17 protein-coding genes are annotated in these 19561 nt (G+C 71.1%); 6 read left to right on the top strand and 11 right to left on the bottom strand.

Annotated elements, in window-relative coordinates:
* Positions 1–58: 58 nt before the first annotated feature.
* Positions 59–1108: a recombinase RecA gene (gene recA / locus ABD798_RS15465; RefSeq protein WP_254236766.1), complete on the bottom strand. Its 1050-nt coding sequence runs from the start codon at positions 1106–1108 to the stop codon at positions 59–61.
* A 214-nt stretch (positions 1109–1322) separates the two neighbouring features.
* Positions 1323–1517 carry a DUF3046 domain-containing protein gene (locus tag ABD798_RS15460; RefSeq protein ID WP_344875218.1) on the bottom strand — a complete coding sequence of 65 codons (195 nt, stop codon included), beginning with the start codon at positions 1515–1517 and terminating at the stop codon, positions 1323–1325.
* A 24-nt stretch (positions 1518–1541) separates the two neighbouring features.
* Here ABD798_RS15460 and ABD798_RS15455 point away from each other — a divergent pair, with 24 nt between their 5' ends.
* Positions 1542–1664, top strand: coding sequence for a hypothetical protein (locus tag ABD798_RS15455; RefSeq protein ID WP_344875216.1), 123 nt, complete (start codon positions 1542–1544; stop codon positions 1662–1664).
* Here the strand turns inward: ABD798_RS15455 and ABD798_RS15450 are convergent.
* The 3 genes from ABD798_RS15450 to ABD798_RS15440 are packed head-to-tail and all read right to left on the bottom strand — an operon-like array spanning position 1609 to position 5970.
* The gene (locus ABD798_RS15450; protein WP_344875214.1) at positions 1609–2928 is read right to left on the bottom strand and encodes an MFS transporter; all 1320 of its coding nucleotides are present in this window, start codon (positions 2926–2928) and stop codon (positions 1609–1611) included. The genes ABD798_RS15455 and ABD798_RS15450 overlap by 56 nt on opposite strands.
* Entirely contained in the window at positions 2925–4082 is a 1158-nt protein-coding gene (locus tag ABD798_RS15445; RefSeq protein ID WP_344875212.1) for an acyl-CoA dehydrogenase family protein, read from the bottom strand. Before ABD798_RS15445 ends, ABD798_RS15450 begins: the two co-directional genes overlap by 4 nt.
* A gap of 43 nt (positions 4083–4125) precedes the next feature.
* Entirely contained in the window at positions 4126–5970 is a 1845-nt protein-coding gene (locus tag ABD798_RS15440; protein ID WP_344875210.1) for an Hsp70 family protein, read from the bottom strand.
* A gap of 121 nt (positions 5971–6091) precedes the next feature.
* Here ABD798_RS15440 and ABD798_RS15435 point away from each other — a divergent pair, with 121 nt between their 5' ends.
* From ABD798_RS15435 to ABD798_RS15425, 3 genes are read left to right on the top strand one after another with little or no spacing between them, the layout of a single operon-like run.
* Positions 6092–6583, top strand: coding sequence for a GNAT family N-acetyltransferase (locus tag ABD798_RS15435; RefSeq protein ID WP_344875208.1), 492 nt, complete (start codon positions 6092–6094; stop codon positions 6581–6583).
* A gap of 24 nt (positions 6584–6607) precedes the next feature.
* A complete protein-coding gene (locus tag ABD798_RS15430) occupies positions 6608–7192 on the top strand; it encodes a class I SAM-dependent methyltransferase (RefSeq protein WP_344875206.1) in 585 nt (194 codons plus the stop codon).
* A gap of 37 nt (positions 7193–7229) precedes the next feature.
* Complete coding sequence (locus ABD798_RS15425; RefSeq protein WP_344875204.1) at positions 7230–11864, top strand: ATP-dependent helicase; 4635 nt, start codon at positions 7230–7232, stop codon at positions 11862–11864.
* Between the two features lie 19 nt (positions 11865–11883).
* On the opposite strand, the gene ABD798_RS15420 is transcribed toward ABD798_RS15425, so the two are convergent.
* The 4 genes from ABD798_RS15420 to ABD798_RS15405 form a co-directional block, all read right to left on the bottom strand.
* Positions 11884–12912: a 1-aminocyclopropane-1-carboxylate deaminase gene (locus ABD798_RS15420; protein ID WP_344875201.1), complete on the bottom strand. Its 1029-nt coding sequence runs from the start codon at positions 12910–12912 to the stop codon at positions 11884–11886.
* A gap of 231 nt (positions 12913–13143) precedes the next feature.
* Positions 13144–13920: a maleylpyruvate isomerase N-terminal domain-containing protein gene (locus ABD798_RS15415; RefSeq protein ID WP_344875199.1), complete on the bottom strand. Its 777-nt coding sequence runs from the start codon at positions 13918–13920 to the stop codon at positions 13144–13146.
* Complete coding sequence (locus ABD798_RS15410) at positions 13917–14369, bottom strand: SAV_6107 family HEPN domain-containing protein (RefSeq protein WP_344875197.1); 453 nt, start codon at positions 14367–14369, stop codon at positions 13917–13919. Before ABD798_RS15410 ends, ABD798_RS15415 begins: the two co-directional genes overlap by 4 nt.
* A gap of 334 nt (positions 14370–14703) precedes the next feature.
* On the bottom strand, positions 14704–15072 hold the full coding sequence (locus tag ABD798_RS15405) for a hypothetical protein (RefSeq protein ID WP_344875195.1): 369 nt from the start codon (positions 15070–15072) through the stop codon (positions 14704–14706).
* A 163-nt stretch (positions 15073–15235) separates the two neighbouring features.
* Here ABD798_RS15405 and ABD798_RS15400 point away from each other — a divergent pair, with 163 nt between their 5' ends.
* Entirely contained in the window at positions 15236–15724 is a 489-nt protein-coding gene (locus ABD798_RS15400; protein WP_344875193.1) for a YbaK/EbsC family protein, read from the top strand.
* Entirely contained in the window at positions 15721–16323 is a 603-nt protein-coding gene (locus ABD798_RS15395) for a GNAT family N-acetyltransferase (protein WP_344875191.1), read from the top strand. Before ABD798_RS15400 ends, ABD798_RS15395 begins: the two co-directional genes overlap by 4 nt.
* Here the strand turns inward: ABD798_RS15395 and ABD798_RS15390 are convergent.
* Both ABD798_RS15390 and ABD798_RS15385 read right to left on the bottom strand, forming a co-directional pair.
* Positions 16313–17200 (bottom strand): PI-PLC domain-containing protein, encoded by an 888-nt coding sequence (locus ABD798_RS15390; protein ID WP_344875189.1) that lies wholly within the window; start codon positions 17198–17200, stop codon positions 16313–16315. The two genes, ABD798_RS15395 and ABD798_RS15390, sit on opposite strands and share 11 nt — an antisense overlap.
* Positions 17201–17267: 67 nt before the next feature.
* Positions 17268–18965 carry a DUF885 domain-containing protein gene (locus tag ABD798_RS15385; protein WP_344875187.1) on the bottom strand — a complete coding sequence of 566 codons (1698 nt, stop codon included), beginning with the start codon at positions 18963–18965 and terminating at the stop codon, positions 17268–17270.
* Between the last annotated feature and the right edge of the window lie 596 nt (positions 18966–19561).

The raw sequence follows: 19561 nt of genomic DNA, 5'->3' as shown, positions 1-19561 counted from the left end.
GGCGCCCCAGCGGCACCCCGGGCGGGAGGACGAACGCGGTCGCGCTGCGCGGAAAGGGCTAGAACTCGACGGGGGCGGGCGCGGCGTCCTCGCCCTCCACCACGACCTGCTGGCCGATGTTCAGCTTCTCCTTGATGCGCTTCTCGACCTCGTTGGCGATATCGGGGTTCTCCCGCATGAACTTGCGGGCGTTCTCCTTGCCCTGGCCGAGCTGGTCGCCCTCGTAGGTGTACCAGGCGCCGGACTTGCGGACGATGCCCTGGTCGACGCCCATGTCGATCAGGGAGCCCTCGCGGCTGATGCCCTGGCCGTAGAGGATGTCGAACTCCGCCTGCTTGAACGGCGGGGCCATCTTGTTCTTCACGACCTTGACCCTGGTGCGGTTGCCGACCGCGTCGGTTCCCTCCTTCAGGGTCTCGATCCTCCGGACGTCCAGCCGCACCGACGCGTAGAACTTCAGCGCCTTGCCACCGGTGGTGGTCTCGGGGCTGCCGAACATGACGCCGATCTTCTCGCGCAGCTGGTTGATGAAGATCGCGGTGGTGCCGGAGTTGTTCAGCGCGCTGGTCATCTTCCGCAGCGCCTGGCTCATCAGCCGGGCCTGCAGACCGACGTGGCTGTCACCCATCTCGCCCTCGATCTCCGCGCGCGGCACCAGGGCCGCCACGGAGTCGATGACCAGGATGTCCAGCGCGCCGGAGCGCACGAGCATGTCGGCGATCTCCAGCGCCTGCTCACCGGTGTCCGGCTGGGACACCAGAAGCGCGTCGGTGTCCACGCCGAGCGCCTTGGCGTACTCGGGGTCCAGGGCGTGCTCGGCGTCGATGAACGCCGCGATGCCGCCGAGGCGCTGGGCGTTGGCGACCGCGTGCAGCGCGACCGTCGTCTTACCGGAGGATTCCGGCCCGTACACCTCGACGACGCGGCCCTTGGGCAGGCCGCCGATGCCCAGCGCCACGTCCAGGGCGATGGAGCCGGTGGGGATCACCGCGACCGGTGGCCTGGTGTCCTCACCGAGGCGCATCACCGATCCCTTGCCGAACTGCTTGTCGATCTGGGCCAGGGCAAGCTCAAGAGCCTTGTCCCGGTCGGGTGCTACCGCTGCCATGGGCTTCCTGCCTTGCTTCACTGCCTCGCCTTTTGCCGTCAGATGGGGCCCTCTACCGGGTCGTGGTCGACGCTACGGCGTAGGTCTGACAGTCAGCGCGGAGAGGTCGGGATCTGTGGATAGCTGGTGCCGATGTGGACAACACCATAGCCGAACAGGTGTTCGAGTCCAGTCGAGACACGCCACAGGGTGAGGCGGCGAGGAGAAGCGCTGGTCAGCGCCGTTCCGGTGGGACGTCGAAGGCCTCGCACACGGCGAGCCAGATCCTCTTCGGGTCCATCCCGGCCTCCATGGCCTCCTCGACGGTGCGGCCGCCGAGGGAGGAGAACACGTGGGTGCTGGCCATCAGCTCGGCGCGGACCTGGCCGAACTCGTCGGTCATCCGGCTGCGGAAAAGGGTGATACGCATCGCGAGCAAGGCTACGCTCGGCGCGTGTTCACCGAAGACGACCCCACCGGCCTCTCCTCGCCGCTCGGCCAGCTGATCATGGCGGGCGGCCTCATCGGCGTGATCGTCTACGGACTGATCTGGTTCCGCCAGAACCGAAAGCGCTGAGCAGGCAGAGCACCAGCAACGGCAGCGCGAGCACGCCGACGAGCAGGCCGAGCACCTGGTAGGACCACACGGTCACCACCAGGCCCGCCGTGAGCCCGCCGAGCGCGCCGCCGACGTTCATCGCCAGGTCGGACATGCCCTGCAGGGCGGGCCGATCGGCCAGCGGAACGGACTCGGTGAGCAGCGCCGACCCGGACACCAGCCCGGCGGACCAGCCGAACCCGAGCAGCACCAAAGCGATAATGAGCTGCGGCGCCGTGCTCATGCTCGACCCCGCAAGCGGGTCTTCGGAAGGCGAGGAGGCTGTCCCCGCAACACCGGCCGCCGCCACCACGAGCCCCGCCCCCAGAGCGAGCACGGGCACCCGGCCCCAGCGGTCGGCCATCCACCCGAACACCGGGCTCGCCGCGTACATCCCGGCGATGTGCAGGCTGATCACCACTCCGACCAGGCTCAACGAGGCGCCGCCGTGGTCCATGTGCACCGGCGTCATGGTCATCAGCCCGACCATCGCGGTGTGGCAGAGCACGATCCCCGCCAGCGCCAACCACCCCATCGGGTGAAGCTTGGCGAGCTTGCCGGTCCACCGCAGCGGGGCCCCGTGCGCGGGGCAGGACGGAGCGGGGTCGACGACCTCGACCGACCGCGCCAGCACCAGCGGATCGGGCCGCAGACCGAACCACACCCACGCCGCCGCGGCGCTGAAACCCAGCACCGACACCAGGAACGGGCCGGAGCGCTCCGCGATGCCGAGCCAGCCCGCCAGCCGCTGCGCGGGCTCGGCGAGGTTGGGGCCCGCCACCGACCCGATCGTCGTCGCCCACACCACCAGCGACAGCGATCGGGCCCTGCGCTCCGGGGCGGCGAGGTCGGTCGCGGCGTAGCGGGCCGCCAGGTTGGCGGTGCTGCCCCCGCCGACCAGCACGAGCGCGGCGAGCAGCAGCGGCCACGAGCCCAGCGCGATCGCGGTGGCCGCCAGCGCGGCACCGATCGCGGCCAGGCCGTAGCCCATGATCAGCGCGGGACGGCGGCCCCTGCGCTCGGCCAAGCGCGCGGCGGGCAGCGACAGCAGCGCCGCGCCGATCACCGCGCTGGTCTGGGCGAGCCCGCCGACCACCTCGGAGCCGGACAGGGAGGCCGCCGCCAGCGAGCTGACGGTGACACCGGTGGCCACGCCGACCCCGCCGAGGACCTGGCTCGTGGTGAGCGTGCCCAGGACCTTGCGCTGCACGGCCGCGACGGGGCGGCCGAGGAGTTCGGTCACGGCCGCTCTTCCAGGCCGAGCGACCGGCCGATGATCTCCTTCATGATCTCGTTGGTGCCCGCGTAGATCGCCTGCACGCGCCCGTCGAGGAACAGCTTGGAGATCTGGTACTCGCTCATGTAGCCGTAGCCGCCGTGCAGCTGGAGGCACCGGTCGGCGGCCTTCCTGGCCAGCTCGGAGGTCCACAGCTTGGCCATGGCCGCGTCGGTGGCGGACAGCTTCCCGGCGTTGAGGTCGCGCACGCAGCGGTCGAGGAAGACCTGGGTGACCCAGTACTCCGTCTCCAGCTCGGCCAGCTCGAAGCGGGTGTTCTGGAACGCGCCGACACTGCGCCCGAACGCCTTGCGCCCGCGCACGTACTCCTTGGTCAGCTCCAGCGCGGTGCTCACCGTGGCGATCGAGCCGACGGCGACGGAGATCCGCTCCTGCGGCAGCATCGCCATCAGGTGGTAGAAGCCGCGGTTGGCCTCGCCGAGCAGGTTCTCAGCGGGCACGCGCACGTCCTCGAAGAACAGCTCGGCGGTGTCCTGCGCTTTGAGGCCGATCTTGTCGAGGTTGCGGCCACGGGAGAACCCGGCCATCCCGCGCTCCACGGCGAGCAGGCTCAGTCCCTTGCTGCCGGGGGCCTCCGGGTCGGTCTTGGCCACGACCAGCACCAGATCCGAGTTGATGCCGTTGGTGATGAAGGTCTTCGAGCCGTTGAGCACGTAGTCGGAGCCGTCACGGCGCGCGTGCGTGCGGATGCCCTGGAGGTCGGAACCGGCGCCGGGCTCGCTCATCGCGATAGCGGTGATCAGCTCGCCCGAGCAGAACCCGGGCAGCCAGCGCGCCTTCTGCTCCTCCGTGGCCAGCTCGCGCAGGTACGGGCCGACGACGTCGGTGTGCAGGCCGAAGCCGCACCCGGTCGAGCCGGTGCGCACGAGCTCCTCGCCGACCACGGTGTTGAACCGGAAGTCGCGCTGCCCGCCGCCGCCGTGCTCCTCGGGCATGTCGAAGCCGAGCATGCCCAGCTCACCCGCGGCGGTCCAGACCTCCCTGGGGACGGCCCCTTCGGACTCCCACTGCGAGTGCTTGGGCACCACCTCGTCGGCGAAGAACCTGCGCACCATCTCGCGGAACGCGTCGTGGTCGGCCTCGAAGAGATCACGCTGCATGACCCGATCGTGGCACGCGAGAATCGCCCCGGCATAGCTCCGGTCAGGTCCCGGGCTGAACCTGCTTCTCGAAGTAGTCGGCCAGCTCGTTGGCCTTCGGGCCCGCGCCGGAGGGGTTGATGACGGTCATCATCCCGAGCACGGGGCGGTCCTTCACCGTGAAGACGAGGTAGCCGACGCTCTCGTTGGTGGTGGCCTGGTAGTGCCCGGTGAGCCCGTTGCCGCCCCAGTCCGCCTCGACCTGCTCGGTCCTGGACTCGCCGACCACGGAGTTGGCGATGCCCTGCACGACCTCCATCGAGCCCGCGTGCGCGTAGGCGATGGTGAGCGTGGGCGCGCCGTTGCCCGCGGGCAGCTGGCAGGTCACCTTGACGCCCTGGATGCGGCCGAGCGCGTTCTGTGCGAGCCCGCTGACACCCGGTTGGCACTCGACGTTGTCGGCCAGATCGCCCGCGAGCTGGCGCATGCACGAGGTGAAGCCCTTGGGGTCGGCCTCGCCCGGCTTCGCGCAGTCGCCCGCGCTCGGCAGACCGGAACCGCCGAGCAGCACGATGCCCAGCACCACGGCGAGCACCACCACGACGGAGGACGCGACGCCGATCAGCAGCTTGGAGTTCTTCTTGGGCTGCTGCTGCTGTTGCTGCGGGAACTGCGGGTAGCCGCCGTACTGCGGCGGGACCTGGTGCTGCTGTTGCTGCACCGGCTGCGGTCCGGTGTTCGGGTAGGCGGGGGCGGTGGTCATCGCCGTGGGGTACGGCGCGGTCACACCGCCCGGGTACATCTCCTGCGGCGGGAGCTGGCCGGTGCGGGCACTGGTGCCGTCCTGCGGCACGTGGTGCGCGCCGAGCGCGACGGCGGTCTCCGGCTGGTCGAGGCTCGTCGGGACGACGCGCAGCCGGTCGGAGATCAGCTTGGCCACCAGCGGGATGCGGCTGGAGCCACCGACGAGGTAGATGCCCGCCAGCGACTCCGGGGTCATCCCGGCGGAGCCGATGGTGTCGGCGAGCAGTTCGATGCTGCGCAGCAGGCTGGGGCGGATCAGCGCCTCCAGCTCCGCGCGCGTGACGAGCACGTCGTCAAAGGGCTCCGGCATCGGCACTTCGGTCTGCGGGTGCCGCGACAGCGCTTCCTTGGCCGCGCGCACGTCTTCAAGGAGCGTGCGGCGGGCACGGCGGTCAGCAGTGGACTCGGGGCGCAGAACGCGCTGCCACTTCTCGGGGTCGCGGTAGGACACCTCGCGTCCCACGTGCACCAGCAGCGCGTGGTCCACGTCGAGACCACCGAGGTCCGGCAGGCCGTTCTCGGCCAGCACGACGAAGCCGGTGGGGGTCGCGCCGACCACGGCGACGTCGAAGGTGCCCGCACCGAGGTCGTAGACGGCGAGCGCCTGTCCAGGTGCCAGCGAGCGCTCCGGGAAGGAAGCGAAGTGCGCGGCGGCCGCGACGGGCTCCGGCACCAGCGTCAGCTGCGGGCCGAAACCGGCCAGCCGCGCGGCGGAGAGCAGCACGTTGCGGCGGATCGCGCCCCACTGCGCGGGATGGGTCAGCCGCACCTCGTCCGGCATGGCGTCGCCGAGCTGGCGCTTGGTCTCGTCCGCGACGCGCTGGAGCACCGCGGCCATCGCGTCGGTCACCGTGATGACGGTGTTGCCCAGCAGCAGCGTGGTGTCGTCCACCCGGCGCTTGGGGTTGGGCTCGAAGCGCGACGGGTCGAGCCGGGCGCGCCGCTCGGCGTCGCGGCCGACCACCAGTCCGCCGTCCTCTGAGGCGAAGACGGCTGACGGCATCGTCGCCGAGCCGTCGACCTCGACCACGCGCGGTGGCCTGCCGTGTGCTGACAACACGGCAACGGTGTTGGACGTACCCAGGTCCACCGACAGGACGCGCACTGCTTTCCCCTTGTCGCCACGGGACGCACAGCGTCCGGTTTGGACGCTGGGGTGTGATGCTGCCATGTCGGGGTTAGGCCATGTGGCGGGGTTGCCAAGATTGGCGGCTACGGTCGGCGACATGGGCCCGTTGCGCACTGATCGCCTCGACCTCGTTCCGCTCTGCGTAGAGCACGCGGAGGAGATGGCGGAGGTCTTGGCGGACACGGCGCTGTACGAGTTCACCGGTGGCACGCCTGCCACTGTCGAGCAGTTGCGCAAGCGCTACGCGAAGCAGGTCGACGGCTCCTCCGATCCGGCCGTGACCTGGGTGAACCTCGTCATCAGATCGCGCGCGGAGAACTGCCTCACGGGTTACGTGCAGGCCACTGTCGCTCACGGCAGCGCGGAGATCGCGTGGGTCGTCGGTACGCCTTGGCAGGGCCGTGGCATCGCATCTGAGTCTGCGTGCGCGTTGGCGGACTGGCTGCGTTCAAGTGGTGTGACCGAAATCGTGGCTCACGTGCACCCCGGGCACGCCGCGTCGGGCGCGGTTGCCGCAGCGGCCGGTCTCACGCAAACGGACACGGTCGTTGACGGTGAGTTGCAGTGGCGTTGGAGTACAACCAAGTAGGACGTGAAGGCGTCCTTTAAGGCGATGACTTTCAACCACAACGACTTCTATCACCGAAGACTCCTGAAGCACGTGCCTTCGCATTGCGCTGACGCACTAGATGTCGGTTGCGGCACTGGCACGTTCGCGAGGCGTCTGGCTCGTCGAGCCGGTTGGGTGGACGCGATCGACGCGTCTGCCGGGATGGTGGACGTGGCGCGCACGCGGTCCATGGGCGCGGCGAACATCGAGTTCCGTCCCGGCGATCTCATGGACGTCGAGCCCACGCGCTACGACTTCGTCTCGTGCATCGCGACCGTGCACCACCTGCCGTCGTTCCCTGACGCGCTGGAGCGGCTTCGCGACTCCCTGCGACCAGGCGGCGTTCTGGCGATTCTGGGCCTCTACCGCGAGAAGACCGCGTCGGATCACGCGCTCAGCTTGGCCGCCGTGCCGGTGAACCTGGTGCTCAACGCCGTGTCCAAGAAGGACGACGGGGTCTCCGCCCCGATCAAGGGCGCCGAGCTGACCTACGCGGAGATCCGCGCCGACGCCGAACGCGTTCTGCCTGGTCATCAGGTGCGGCGGCACCTTTTCTGGCGGTACCTGCTGACCTATCGCAAGCCGTAGCCCGGCGACTGTCAGACCCCTGGTTCAGGATGGGGTCATGTCCGAAGTGCTGGAGAAGTTCTCCGCGCCGACCAGGGAGTGGTTCCGGGGCGCGTTCGCCGCGCCGACCGATGCCCAGGTCGGCGCGTGGAACGCCGTCGCGGACTCCGAGCACGCCCTGGTCGTCGCCCCGACCGGCTCGGGCAAGACGTTGGCGGCCTTCCTCTGGGCGCTGGACCAGCTCGCCCGCTCCGAGCCCCCCGCCGAGCCGAAGCACCGCTGCCGCGTCCTCTACATCTCCCCGCTCAAGGCGCTCGCGGTGGACGTGGAGCGCAACCTCCGCGCGCCGTTGACCGGCATCAGGCAGGCATCGCACCGGCTGGGCCTGCCGGACCCGGGGATCACCGTGGGCATGCGCACCGGCGACACGCCAGCGGAGGAGCGCAGGTCCTTCGCCCGCCGACCGCCGGACGTGCTGGTGACGACGCCGGAGTCGCTGTTCCTGCTGCTGACCTCGGCCGCGCGGGAGTCGCTCGCCGGAGTGCGCACGGTGATCGTCGACGAGGTGCACGCCGTCGCCGGCACCAAGCGCGGCGCGCACCTGGCGCTGTCCTTGGAGCGGCTGGACGCGCTGCTGGAGCGTCCGGCGCAGCGGATCGGGCTGTCCGCGACCGTGCGGCCGATCGAGGAGATCACCTCCTTCCTCTCGGGTGGCCGTCCCGTGCGCGTGGTGCGGCCGGAGAACCGCAAGACCGTCGAAGTGCGCGTAGAGGTCCCCGTCGAAGACATGTCCACTTTGGACAGACCTGCGGAGCCGCTCTCCGAGGAAGAGGAGATCACCGGCTCGGCCGCGGGCGCGGCGCGGCGGCCTTCGATCTGGCCGGCCGTGGAGGAGCGCATCCTCGACCTGGTGCGGCAACACCGGTCCACGATCGTCTTCGCCAACTCTCGGCGGCTCGCGGAACGGCTGACCTCGCGCCTGAACGAGCTGGCCAGCGAACCGGCGGAGCTGGAGCGCTTCCCCGCCGAGGCCGTGGGCGGCTCGGGCATCACGACCGGCGCGAGCGTCGTGATCGCCAAGGCGCACCACGGTTCCATGGCCCGCGAACAGCGCACCCTGGTCGAGGAGGAGCTGAAGGCGGGCGTGCTGCCGTGCGTCGTCGCGACGTCCTCGTTGGAGCTGGGCATCGACATGGGCGCGGTGGACCTAGTGATCCAGGTGGAGGCGCCACCGACTGTGGCCTCCGGGCTGCAACGCGTCGGCCGTGCGGGGCATCAGGTCGGCGCGGTGTCGAAGGGCGTGGTGTTCCCGAAGTTCCGTGGCGATCTGGTGTCCTGCGCGGTGGTGGCCGAGCGGATGGCCTCCGGCTCGATCGAGGCGCTGCGCTATCCCCGCAACCCCCTCGACGTGCTGGCGCAGCACGTGGTCGCGATGACCGCGATGGAGCCGTGGACCGTCGACCAGCTGGCGGCCGTGGTGCGCGGCGCGGCGCCGTTCGCGTCGTTGCCGGACTCCGCGCTGCACGCGGTGCTCGACATGCTCGCCGGGCGCTATCCGAGCGAGGAGTTCGGCGAGCTGCGCGCGCGGATCACCTGGGACCGCGTCACCGGAGTGCTCAACGGGCGGCCGAGCGCACAGCGGCTCGCGGTGACCTCCGGCGGCACGATCCCCGATCGCGGCCTGTTCACCGTCAGCACGCCGGGCGCGGACGGCAAGGGCGGCTCGCGCGTCGGCGAGCTGGACGAGGAGATGGTCTACGAATCGCGCGTCGGCGACGTGGTGCTGCTGGGCACGTCGTCGTGGCGGATCGAGGACATCACGCACGATCGCGTGATCGTGACCCCCGCGCCGGGTCAGCCCGCACGGCTGCCGTTCTGGAAGGGCGATGCGCAAGGCCGCCCGCTGGAGCTGGGGCGCGCGCTCGGCGCTTTCGTCCGCGAACTGTCCACTTTGGACAACGCGGAGGCGGTGCGGCGCGCCACCGATGCCGGGCTCGACGAGTGGGCGACGCAGAACCTGTTGGCGTACTTGGCGGAGCAGCGCGCGGCCACCCGGCATCTGCCCAACGACAAGACGATCCTGGTCGAGCGCTTTCGCGACGAGCTGGGTGACTGGCGGCTCGTCGTGCACTCGCCGTTCGGCGCGCGGGTCAACGCCCCGTGGGCGCTGGCGATCGGCGCACGCCTGAAGGAAAAGCACGGGTGGGACCCGCAGCTGGCGCACTCCGACGACGGGATCGTGCTGCGGCTGCCGACCGTGGGGTTGGACGACGGCTTCGAGGACGCGGGCGCGGACATCCTGCCCACGGCCGAGGACGTGCTGGTCAACCCCGAGGAGGTGGAGCAGATCGTGGTCGCCGAGCTCGGCGGCTCCGCGCTGTTCGCCGCCCGCTTCCGCGAGTGCGCCGCGCGGTCGTTGTTGTTGCCCCGGCGCGATCCCCGTCGCCGTTCGCCGTTGTGGCAGCAGCGCCAGCGCGCGTCGCAGCTGTTGTCGGTGGCCGCGAAGTACGAGCGGTTCCCGGTCGTCCTTGAGGCGATGCGCGAGTGCGTCCAGGACGTCTACGACCTGCCCGGCCTGCGCGAGCTGATGGCGGAGGTCCGCGCGCGCAAGGTGCGGGTCGTGGAGGTGGAGACGCCGACCGCTTCGCCGTTCGCGCGCAGCCTGCTGTTCGGCTACGTGGGGATGTTCCTCTACGAGACCGATGCGCCGCTCGCGGAACGGAGAGCCGCCGCGCTGTCGCTGGATTCGGCGCTGCTGGCGGAGTTGCTGGGCTCCGAGGCGATCCGCGAGCTGCTCGACCCCGAGGTTCTGGCCGAGGTCGAGGCGCAGCTCCAGCGGCTGAGCCCGGAGCGCAGGGCCCGCACTCTTGAGGATGCGGCCGACCTGCTGCGCGCGCTGGGCGAGCTGTCTTCTGAGGAGGCTCTGGAGCGCGGTGTCGAGCCGGAGTGGTTGACGGAGCTGGAGAACCAACGCCGGGTGATCCAGGTCAGGATCGCCGGGCAGATGCGGTGGATCGCGATCGAGGACGCGGGGCGGGTCCGGGACGCGCTCGGCGTCGCACTGCCGGTTGGCGTGCCCGAGGCGTTCACCGAGCTCGTCGCCGATCCGCTCGGCGACCTGCTGGCCCGCTACGCCCGCACGCGCGGCCCGTTCCCGGCTGCCCAGGCGGCTGAGCGGTTCGGGTTGGGCGTCGCGGTGGTGACCAGTGTGCTGGAGCGGCTCGCGGGCACGGGGCGGCTCGTGCGCGGCGAACTTCGGCCGTTGGTGGCGGCGGACGACGCGGGCATGGAGTTCTGCGACGCCGAGGTGTTGCGGCGGCTCAGGCGTGCGTCGTTGGCGAAGCTGCGTGCTGAGGTCGAGCCCGTCGAGCAGGCCGCCCTGGGCCGGTTCTTGCCGTCCTGGCACGGGATCGGCGGGAAGCGGCGTGGTGGCCAGTTCGCGCCTCGGACGGCTGCGACCGTCGATGACCTGATGACCGTGGTGGAGCAGCTCGCGGGCGCACCGCTCCCGGCGAGCGCGGTGGAGTCGCTGATCCTGCCCGCGCGACTGCCCGGCTACTCGCCCGCACTGCTCGACGAGCTGACCGCGACCGGTGAGGTGTCGTGGACCGGCTGCGGTGCTTTGGCAGGCGGAGACGGCTGGATCGCCCTCGCCCCAACGGATCTGGCCGACCTGTTGCTGCCCGAGGTGGACGAGGAGGTCCCCGACGGCCCGCTGCACCGCGCGCTTCTGTCCACTTTGGATGGTGGGGCGCAGTTCTTCCGCCAGCTGACCGATCGCGTGTCCGGCGCCGTGTCCGGTGTCACTGACGAGCCCGTCGATGATCCAGCGGTGATCGCCGCGCTGTGGGACCTCGTGTGGTCAGGGCAGGTCACCAACGACACGCTCGCCCCGCTGCGCGCTCTGGTCTCCGGTAAGGGCGCCGCGCACAAACCACGCCGTGCGGCACCGCGCGGTCGCTACGCCCGCCTGCGTGCTCCTCGCCCGACCATGCCCAGCCGCACCGGTCCGCCGACTGTTGCCGGGCGGTGGTCCCTGGCCCCGGAGCGCGAGACCACGCCGACTCGACGCGCCCACGCTCGCGCGGAGGCTTTCCTTGAGCGCCACGGTGTTCTGACCAGGGGCGCCCTGGACACCGAGCGCGTGACCGGCGGGTTCAGCGGCGTCTACCGGGTGCTCCGCGCCATGGAGGAGTCCGGCCAGGTCGTGCGCGGCTACGTCGTCGAAGGGCTCGGCGCCGCCCAGTTCGCCGCGCACGGCGCCGTCGACCGCCTGCGCGCGCTGTCCACTTCGGACTCCAGCTCCGTGCGCGACGTCGAACCCGTCGCCGTCGTGCTCGCCGCCGCAGACCCCGCCCAGCCCTACGGCGCCGCGCTCGACTGGCCCGCCGCCCTCGGCGACACCAAGCACCGCCCCGCCCGCAAGGCAGGGGCGATCGCCGTCCTCGTCGACGGCCGCCCCGTCTTCTACGTGGAGCGCGGCGGCCGCTCGCTGCTCTCCTTCACCGAGGACGAACCCGCACTGCGCGCCGCCGCCGACGTCCTCGCCGGAGCCGTCCACGACGGGTGGCTCGGCCAGCTCGCCGTGCAACGCACCGATGGCGAACAGGCACTCGGCTCGCACCTCTCCGCCATCCTCCGCGACGCCGGTTTCCGCGCCACCCCCAAGGGCCTCCGCCTCCGCGCCCAATAACCCGCGAAAAAAGGGGTGCTCAGGGGAAGAGGGCGGAGTAGGCGTTGAGGGCGGGTTGGCCGCCGAGGTGGGCGTAGAGGACGGTGGAGTCCTGGGGGATCTCGCCGGAGCTGACGAGGTCGATCAGGCCCGCCATGGACTTCCCCTCGTACACGGGGTCGGTGATCATGCCTTCGAGGCGGGCGGCGACGCGCATGGCGGCGAGGGTGCGCTCGTCGGCGATGCCGTAGGTGCCCGCGTGGTAGCGGTCGTCCAGCTCGACGGGCGGCAGGCCGGTGACGCCGAGCAGTTCGGCGGTGCCTTCGGCGATCCGGACGATCTGGGTCTCGGTGGCGGCGGGCGCGGCGGAGGCGTCGATGCCGATGACGCGCCGGGGCGGGCCGTCGAGCGCCGCGAAACCGGCGATCATGCCCGCCTGGGTGGAGCCGGTGACGGAGCAGACGACGACGGTGTCGAAGAAGACGCCGAGCTGGCGCTCCTGCTCGGCGACCTCGGCGGCCCAGCCCGCGAAGCCCATGCCGCCGAGCCGGTGGTCGGAGGCGCCGGCCGGGATCGCGTAGGGCTTGCCGCCGCCCTCGCGCACCTCGGCGAGGGCGTTCTCCCAGCTGGGCCGGAGGCCGATGGTGAACTCCGCCTGCACCAGGCGGACGTCGGCGCCCATGAGCCTGCTCAGCAGGATGTTGCCGACGCGGTCGTAGACGGAGTCGGGCCACTCCACCCAGCTCTCCTGCACCAGCACGCAGTGCAGCCCGGCGCGGGCGGCAGCGGCGGCGACCTGGCGGGTGTGGTTGGACTGCACTCCGCCGATGGAGACGAGCGTGTCGCAGCCCTCGGTGAGCGCGTCGGCGAGCAGGTACTCCAGCTTGCGGGTCTTGTTGCCGCCGTAGGCCAAGCCGGAGTTGCAGTCCTCCCGCTTCGCCCAGATCCGCGCGCCGCCGAGGTGGGCGCCGAGCCGCTCCAGCTCGTGCACGGGCGACGGCCCGAACAGCAACGGGTACCGCGACAACCCCGCCAGCCCCTCGCGCAGTTGGCCGACCGACGACGACATGGCCCCTCCTTCACCTCGTGGCCCAGCGAACCCCGCAAGTCATGGGTTCGCCGGTCTTCAAGACCACCCAACCCCCACCCCCACCGTCTCCAACGACAGCAAACCCCGCAAGGCCGCAGGGTTTGCGGCGGTTAACGATGATCAGCAGCGGGGTTTGGTGGTCTTGAAGACACCCCAACCCCAGCGACACCGTGACCGGGATGCACAGCGCAACCCCTTGCAGGACAGGCCCTACGCGGTCGCCAGGCGGAGCAGTGCCCAGAGCTGCGCGGTGGCGTGGCGGTCACCGATGAGGCGGACGGTGTGGTCGGGCGCGCGGCCCCACAGCCAGCGGTACACGGCCGACGGCGCTCCGGTGATCACGGCGTCCACGTTGGTGAGGCCGGTGGGCGCGGCGCGGAACACCGAGATGCCCTCGGGCTCCACGCGGACGTACCACGCGTGCTCAGCGGCGCGAATGCCGAGCGAGCAGCGGTGCGGGCCGGTGATGCCCCTGGTGCGCAGGCGATGCCCGAGCCACAGCAGCAGTACCTCGTCGACGCCGTCCAGCGCCACGTCCTCGGGCACGTCGAGCACGTGCCCGCCGAGCGCGGCCTGCACGTCGATGCGGTGCACGGTGCTCTCGTGCGCCATCCGCCGCCGCCAGAAACCGTAGGTCTGGTCCTGCGGCCACCACGTGGGGCAGGGCTCGTCCGGCTCGTGCTCGCCGAGCTTCACGACGAGGTCGACGAGCCCCGAGCGCAGATCAGCCACCCCCGGCTGGGCTCGGGGGTCGGACGCGCGCTGCTCGGGCACCGGCCACGCGGGAACGCCGCGGTCGCGCATCCAGGCGAGCGCGCCGCGGTAGCCGTCACCGGCTTGGCGCAGCACGGTGCCGACCGTGATCCCGGGGCGCCCCGGGATCGGCAGGTCCATCGCGTCGGGAGGTGCGGAGTGGGCGAGCGTCTCGCCCTCGGTCACCAGGACGTCGAGCAGGCGGCCGTGATCGATGAGAGCCGCCCCGCTCACCGCCCCGCCCCGTGCACGATCCGCCGCACCAGCTGGAGGAACTCCCCCGTGCGCCGGACGAGGTCGTCGGCGGTCGCGGCGTCGACCAGCCTGCTGGCGCCCGCCTGCACCGCGGCGCGGCGCGAGGAGCCCGCAGCGAAGAACGCCGCCCATTCACGCAGCTCTGGCGCGTTGCGGACGAGCAGCTCCCACACGCTGGCCGGGCGGGCCCGCGCGCGGTGCGGACGCCCGCGCATGGCGAGCACGGCGGCCGACCCGCGGATCGCGGCGAGGTAGGCCGTCGAGTAGCGGTCCGCGGGCGTGGTGGAGCCCTCTGCCTCGCGCAACGTGCGCACCGCGTGCGCCAGCAGCGAGACGGCCTGGGGGTTGCGCGGGGCCGGGATGGCGGCGGTGCGCGCGTCGTCGGGATGGCGGGGGGAAGGGACCGGGAAGTGCAGAGGAACGGACATCTCGGCCTCCTGGGGACGTCAGGGAACGACGGTGTGCCGAGGGGAAGCCGGCGGTGCCGGGCGGCGGGGTGCTTCCCCCACTCCGCCGCCCGGCGTGTTCGGACGGGTGCTCGAGAACCGGCGGAGCCAGGGTGCTGGCACCCCGTCGGGTCAACCAGCAGGTCACTCCTCCAGCAGGTCACTCCTACTGCCTCGAACACTCGTTCGAACAAGACCAACGATACCCGGGGGGTCTGACAGTCTCAAGCGACCTGCGGCGCGACCCTGCCGGGGGAATGCCAAGGGCCCACCACCGGTGCGGCGGTGGGCCCCCGGCACCCGGCACCGCCCGGCCCTATCGGACCCAGTAGGTCCCGCTCACGAAACCCTGGCGGCGACCGCCGAGGTACAGGGCCTCGATCTGCACGGTGATCGTCCGGTTGGTGTCGTTGTGCCAGAGCAGGAACTCGGCGAAGAGAGCCGGGTCCTTGACGGCGAGCAGGTGGTGGCCGTCGGCGTTGTACGCCCTGAGGCTCGCCGGATATCCGCTCGACGTGTATTTGACCGAAACGGACTTGCCGGACGGCACCTGGAACGGCTTCCCGCATTCCTTCGCAAGCATCTGCGGCGTGCAGGAGAACTTGCGCGGTCCGGCGGAGGCGGGCGAGCTGAGCGCGATGACGCTGAGCAGCGCGAGGCCGAGCGCGGTGATGACACGAGACATGGAATGCCTTTCACGGTGGTCCCCCGACCGCGATTCAGCGTATTCACGTGAAGAATCCGCACAAATCAACGCGAGCCGCTTTCGCGTCACCGCAAAACGAACGGAACGCGCGGATCAGGGGGCGGGACGGGCTCGACCGCCCGGGGCATGGTCTGATGAGCCGGTGAGCGCACAGGACCACCCGGGCATCCACAAAGTCACCACCGCGCTGGCCGAGGCCGGACTCGACTCCGCGGCGACCGGGGTCCGCGTGCTGACCGACGCCGTCCGCACCGCCGCGCAGGCGGCCGACGCGCTCGGCGTCGAGGTCGGCGCGATCGCGAACAGCCTGGTCTTCGTCGCGGACGGGGCGCCGTTGCTGGTGCTCACCTCCGGCGCGCACCGGGCCGACACCGCGCTGCTGGCCGAACTGGCCGGGGTCGCGGAGGTGGGCAGGGCGACACCGGACTTCGTCCGCGAGCACACCGGCCAGGCCATCGGCGGCGTGGCACCGGTGGGCCACCCCGCCCCGATCCGCACGTTCGTCGACAGCTCGCTGGCCGCGCACCCGGAGATCTGGGCGGCCGCCGGTCACCCGAAGGCGGTCTTCCCCACCACCTTCACCGACCTCGTCGCCCTCACCGGCGGCACCCCCGCGGAGGTGACCCGGTGACCGCGGCGCCCCGCCCGGAACAGCTGCGGCTGATCGAGTTCTCCGCCGCCGACCTGCGGCCCCGGCTCGACGAGGCGCTGGAGCTCTACGTCGCCGCGATGGACTACCCGCCCAACACCGTGCGCCAGCGGGCCCCGATGTGGTTGGCGCACATGATGCGCGACGGTTGGCGCTGCGTGGTCGCGCTGGACGAGAACGAGGCGCTCGCCGGGATCTCCTACGGCTACCGGGGCGCGGTCGGCCAGTGGTGGCACGAGCAGGTGCGCCGGGGCCTGAACGCGCGGACGAACTCCAATCAGTCCTTTGTGGACGAATGGATGCGGGACTACTTCGAGCTGACCGAGCTGCACGTGCGGCCGGACGCGCAGGGGCGCGGCCTCGGCGAGGGGTTGCTGCGGCGGCTGGCGGGCATGGTCGACTCCGAGCGCGTGCTGCTGTCCACGCCGGAAGGCCCCACGCGCGCGTGGAAGCTCTACCGGCGCCTGGGTTTCCAGGACGTGCTGCGGCACTACCAGTTCACCGGCGACCCGCGCCCGTTCGCGGTGCTGGGCCGCGTGCTGCCGATCGAGGAGCACGCGGAGAACGCTGTCAGCGGTTGAGGTCGGCGACCACGCTCGCCGGGCGCGTTCCCGACGTGGGTTGCTCGTAGAAGTCCACCGAGACGAAGTTCGGCTTGCGCCCGGCTGCCGGGGTGCACGTGTCCCGCACGCGCTTCGCCAGTTTCTCGCCGTTGTCCGAGCGCGCCGCGAAATCCGCGGGCACGTCGCGGAAGTGGTTCATCACGAACAGCCGCTTGAAGTTCGGCTCCTGCTTGTTCAACGGCACGTCCGACCACCGGCTGACGCAGTCGAGCTTGTCGCCGAGCGGGCCGAGGCTCCAGTAGTTCTCGACGGTGTAGTCCTTGCCGTGGAAGACACCCATCGATTCGCGACCGGAGGCGCTGGACAGCATGAGCAGGCGTTTGTTCTGCGCCACCATGTCGCTCAGCTTCGGCCAGCCCTGCTCGCGCACCTTCCACTCGTCAGGCCGGAAAATCAGATCGTTGAGCCCGGGAACACCGTTGAGCGCGCGGCTGAGCGCGGGCGCGTCCGCGTAGTCCTCCAGCAGCAGCGTGACGATCTCGCCGCGGTTCTCGTTGAGGAAGTCGACGATCGTCCGCAGCGATCCGGCGAAGGTCTGCCTCGGCGTTCCGTGGTGCAGCCCCGGCACGGGACCGCATTCGCGGCCGTCGTTGTGGCACAGGTGCACTTCGTCGCCGTACATGTGCAGGTCGAGCATCAGCCCGCGCACGCCGTCGGTGAGCTGCTTGCGCAGGCTCTGCCCCTGGTTCGGCGGCCACCACTTCGCGTCGCCCGTGCTGACGTGCGCGTTGTGCGTGGTCAGGTAGGTCGTGTCGGCGAGCGTCTTCTCCGCCTGGGCCGGGGCGGGGAGCACGGTCAGGACGGCGGCCAGGGCCACGCGCAGCACTGCGGACATACACCCTCCTCGATATGAATCAATCTCACATCAAGGAGGGTGCGTCCGACACCGCCGAAAGTCGCGCTCAGCCGATCATCTGCTCGCGGAGCAGGTCCAGCCCCATCGCACCAGCGCGCAAAGCCTTGGTGTGGAAGGACTTCTGGTCGAACGCGGCACCTTGGACGGCCTTGGCCTCCTCGCGCGCGGCCAGCCACAGCCGCTCGCCGAGCTTGTAGGACGGCGCCTGCCCCGGCCAGCCCAGGTAGCGGTCGATCTCGTCGCGCACGTGCGTGGGGTCGGAGATCGTGCGGGTGAGCATGAACTCCAGGCCCAGGTCGGGGCTCCAGCGCTCGCCCTCGTGGAAACCGGTGCCCTTCGGGATCTCCAGCTCCAGGTGCATGCCGATGTCCACCACCACGCGCGCCGCGCGGAACAGGTGCGCGTCCAGCATGCCCAGCAGGTCGCCGTCGTCGTCGAGGTAGCCCAGCTCGCGCATGAGCCGCTCCGAGTACAGCGCCCAGCCCTCGCCGTAGCCCGACACCCAGCACATGAGGCGCTGGAAGCGGTTCAGCTCGGCCGCCTGGTGGACCGCCGTGGCGATCTGGAGGTGATGGCCGGGGACGCCCTCGTGGTAGACGGTGGTGACCTCGCGCCAGGTCGAGAACTCCTCGCGGTCGGCGGGCACCGACCACCACATGCGGCCAGGACGGCTGAAGTCGTCGGTCGGGCCCGTGTAGTAGGCGCCCACGCCACCGCCGGGCGGAGCGATCTTGCACTCCAGGCGCATCAGCGGCTCGGGGATGTCGAAGTGCGTGTCGCGCAGCTCGACGAGCGCGGTGTCGGAGAGCTTCTGCATCCACGCGGCGAGCGCGTCCTGGCCGTGCACGCGGTAGCGCGGGTCGGCGTCGAGCGCGGCGGCGGTCTCGGCGAGCGTGGCGCCCGGTCGGATGCGGTTGGCGACCTGCTTCATCTCGGCCTCGATGCGGGAGAACTCCGCCCAGCCCCACTCGTAGGCCTCGCGCAGGTCCAGCTTCGCGCCGGTGTAGTAGCGCGATTCGAGGCGGTAGCGCTGCTCGCCGACCGCGTCGCGCTCCGGAGCCCGCGGCGCGAGGTCCTCGCGGAGGAAGCGGGCGAAGTCCCCGTACGCGGCGGAGGCGGCTTCGGCGGCGGCGCGCAGGTCCGAGCGCAGCCCGTCGCTGACCCCGTCCACCTTGTCAGCAGCCGCGATCATGTTGGCGAAGAAGGAGGTTCCACCGCGGCGGCCCGCCCAGGTCTCGCACTGCTCGGCGACGCCGGAGACCTGGCGGATCGCCGAGACGTCACCCTTGTTGGCGGATCCCTTGTTGGCCGAGTGCAGCAGAGAGGCGCGCACGCCCGCGAGCGCGTCCGGGGTCTTGGCCAGCCTGGAGGCGATCACCGCCCAGTCCTCGGCCGTCTCGGTCGGCATCAGGTCGAACACCTGGCGCAGGCCCTGCGGCGGGCTGTCGATGACGTTCAGCGAGGACGTGTCCAGCCCGGCCTCGTGCCGCTCCACGTCCAGCCCGACGCGCTCCTGGAAGACGGCCTTCGCCAGCCGCTCGGCGTCCGAGGCGGGTTCGGCGGCGTCGAGCTCGCGCAGCGCCCGCGCGGCCAGCTCGGCGCGCGCGGCGTGGCCGTCCGGGGAGTAGTCGGTGAGATCCTGGTCGTGCCCGGTCACCCCGAGGTAGGTCGCCGCGATGGGGTCGAGCGCGGCGTAGTCACCGACGAAGTCGTCGCTGATCTGGTTGATCACGCTGGCTGGCATGACCGGCACGCTACCCGACCTCCGCGCCCTCGGACCGCGCCGCGAGAGCGTCCTGGCGGGCGTGGGTTTCACAGTCTTCAAGACCCGCGAACCCCCGCGTGCACGGCGGGTTTGCTCCCTGAATGACTCATTCAGGGAGTTGAGCGTCCTGAATGAGTCATTCAGGACGCTCAACGCACCAAAGGCGGCGTTCGCGGCGGTTGACGACCGTGGCGACCGGGGTTGGGCGGTCTTGAAGACCGGCAAACCCCCCGCGTACTGGGGTTCGCGGCGGATAGCGACCGCAGTGACCGGGGTTCGGCGGTCTTCAAGACCAGCAAACCCCCCGCGCGCTGAGGTTTGCGGCGGATAGCGACCGCAGTGACCGGGGTTCGGCGGTCTTCAAGACCAGCAAACCCCCCGCGCGCTGGGGTTCGCGGCGGTTAACGACCGCAGTGACCGGGGTTCGGCGGTCTTCAAGACCAGCAAACCCCCAGCGCGCTGAGGTTTGCGGCGGATAGCGACCCGTGCGACCGGGGTTGGGGGGTCTTGAAGATGCGCGAACCCTGGGCGGCGGCTCGGGCGGCGGTGTGGTCAAGAGTCCTCGATGAGGGTGT

It is taken from the genome of Allokutzneria multivorans, assembly GCF_039537405.1.
In the GTDB taxonomy this organism is placed as follows: domain Bacteria; phylum Actinomycetota; class Actinomycetes; order Mycobacteriales; family Pseudonocardiaceae; genus Allokutzneria; species Allokutzneria multivorans.
The sequence above is the reverse complement of the archived record's forward strand: the minus strand, read 5'-3'. Positions and strand labels throughout refer to the sequence as shown.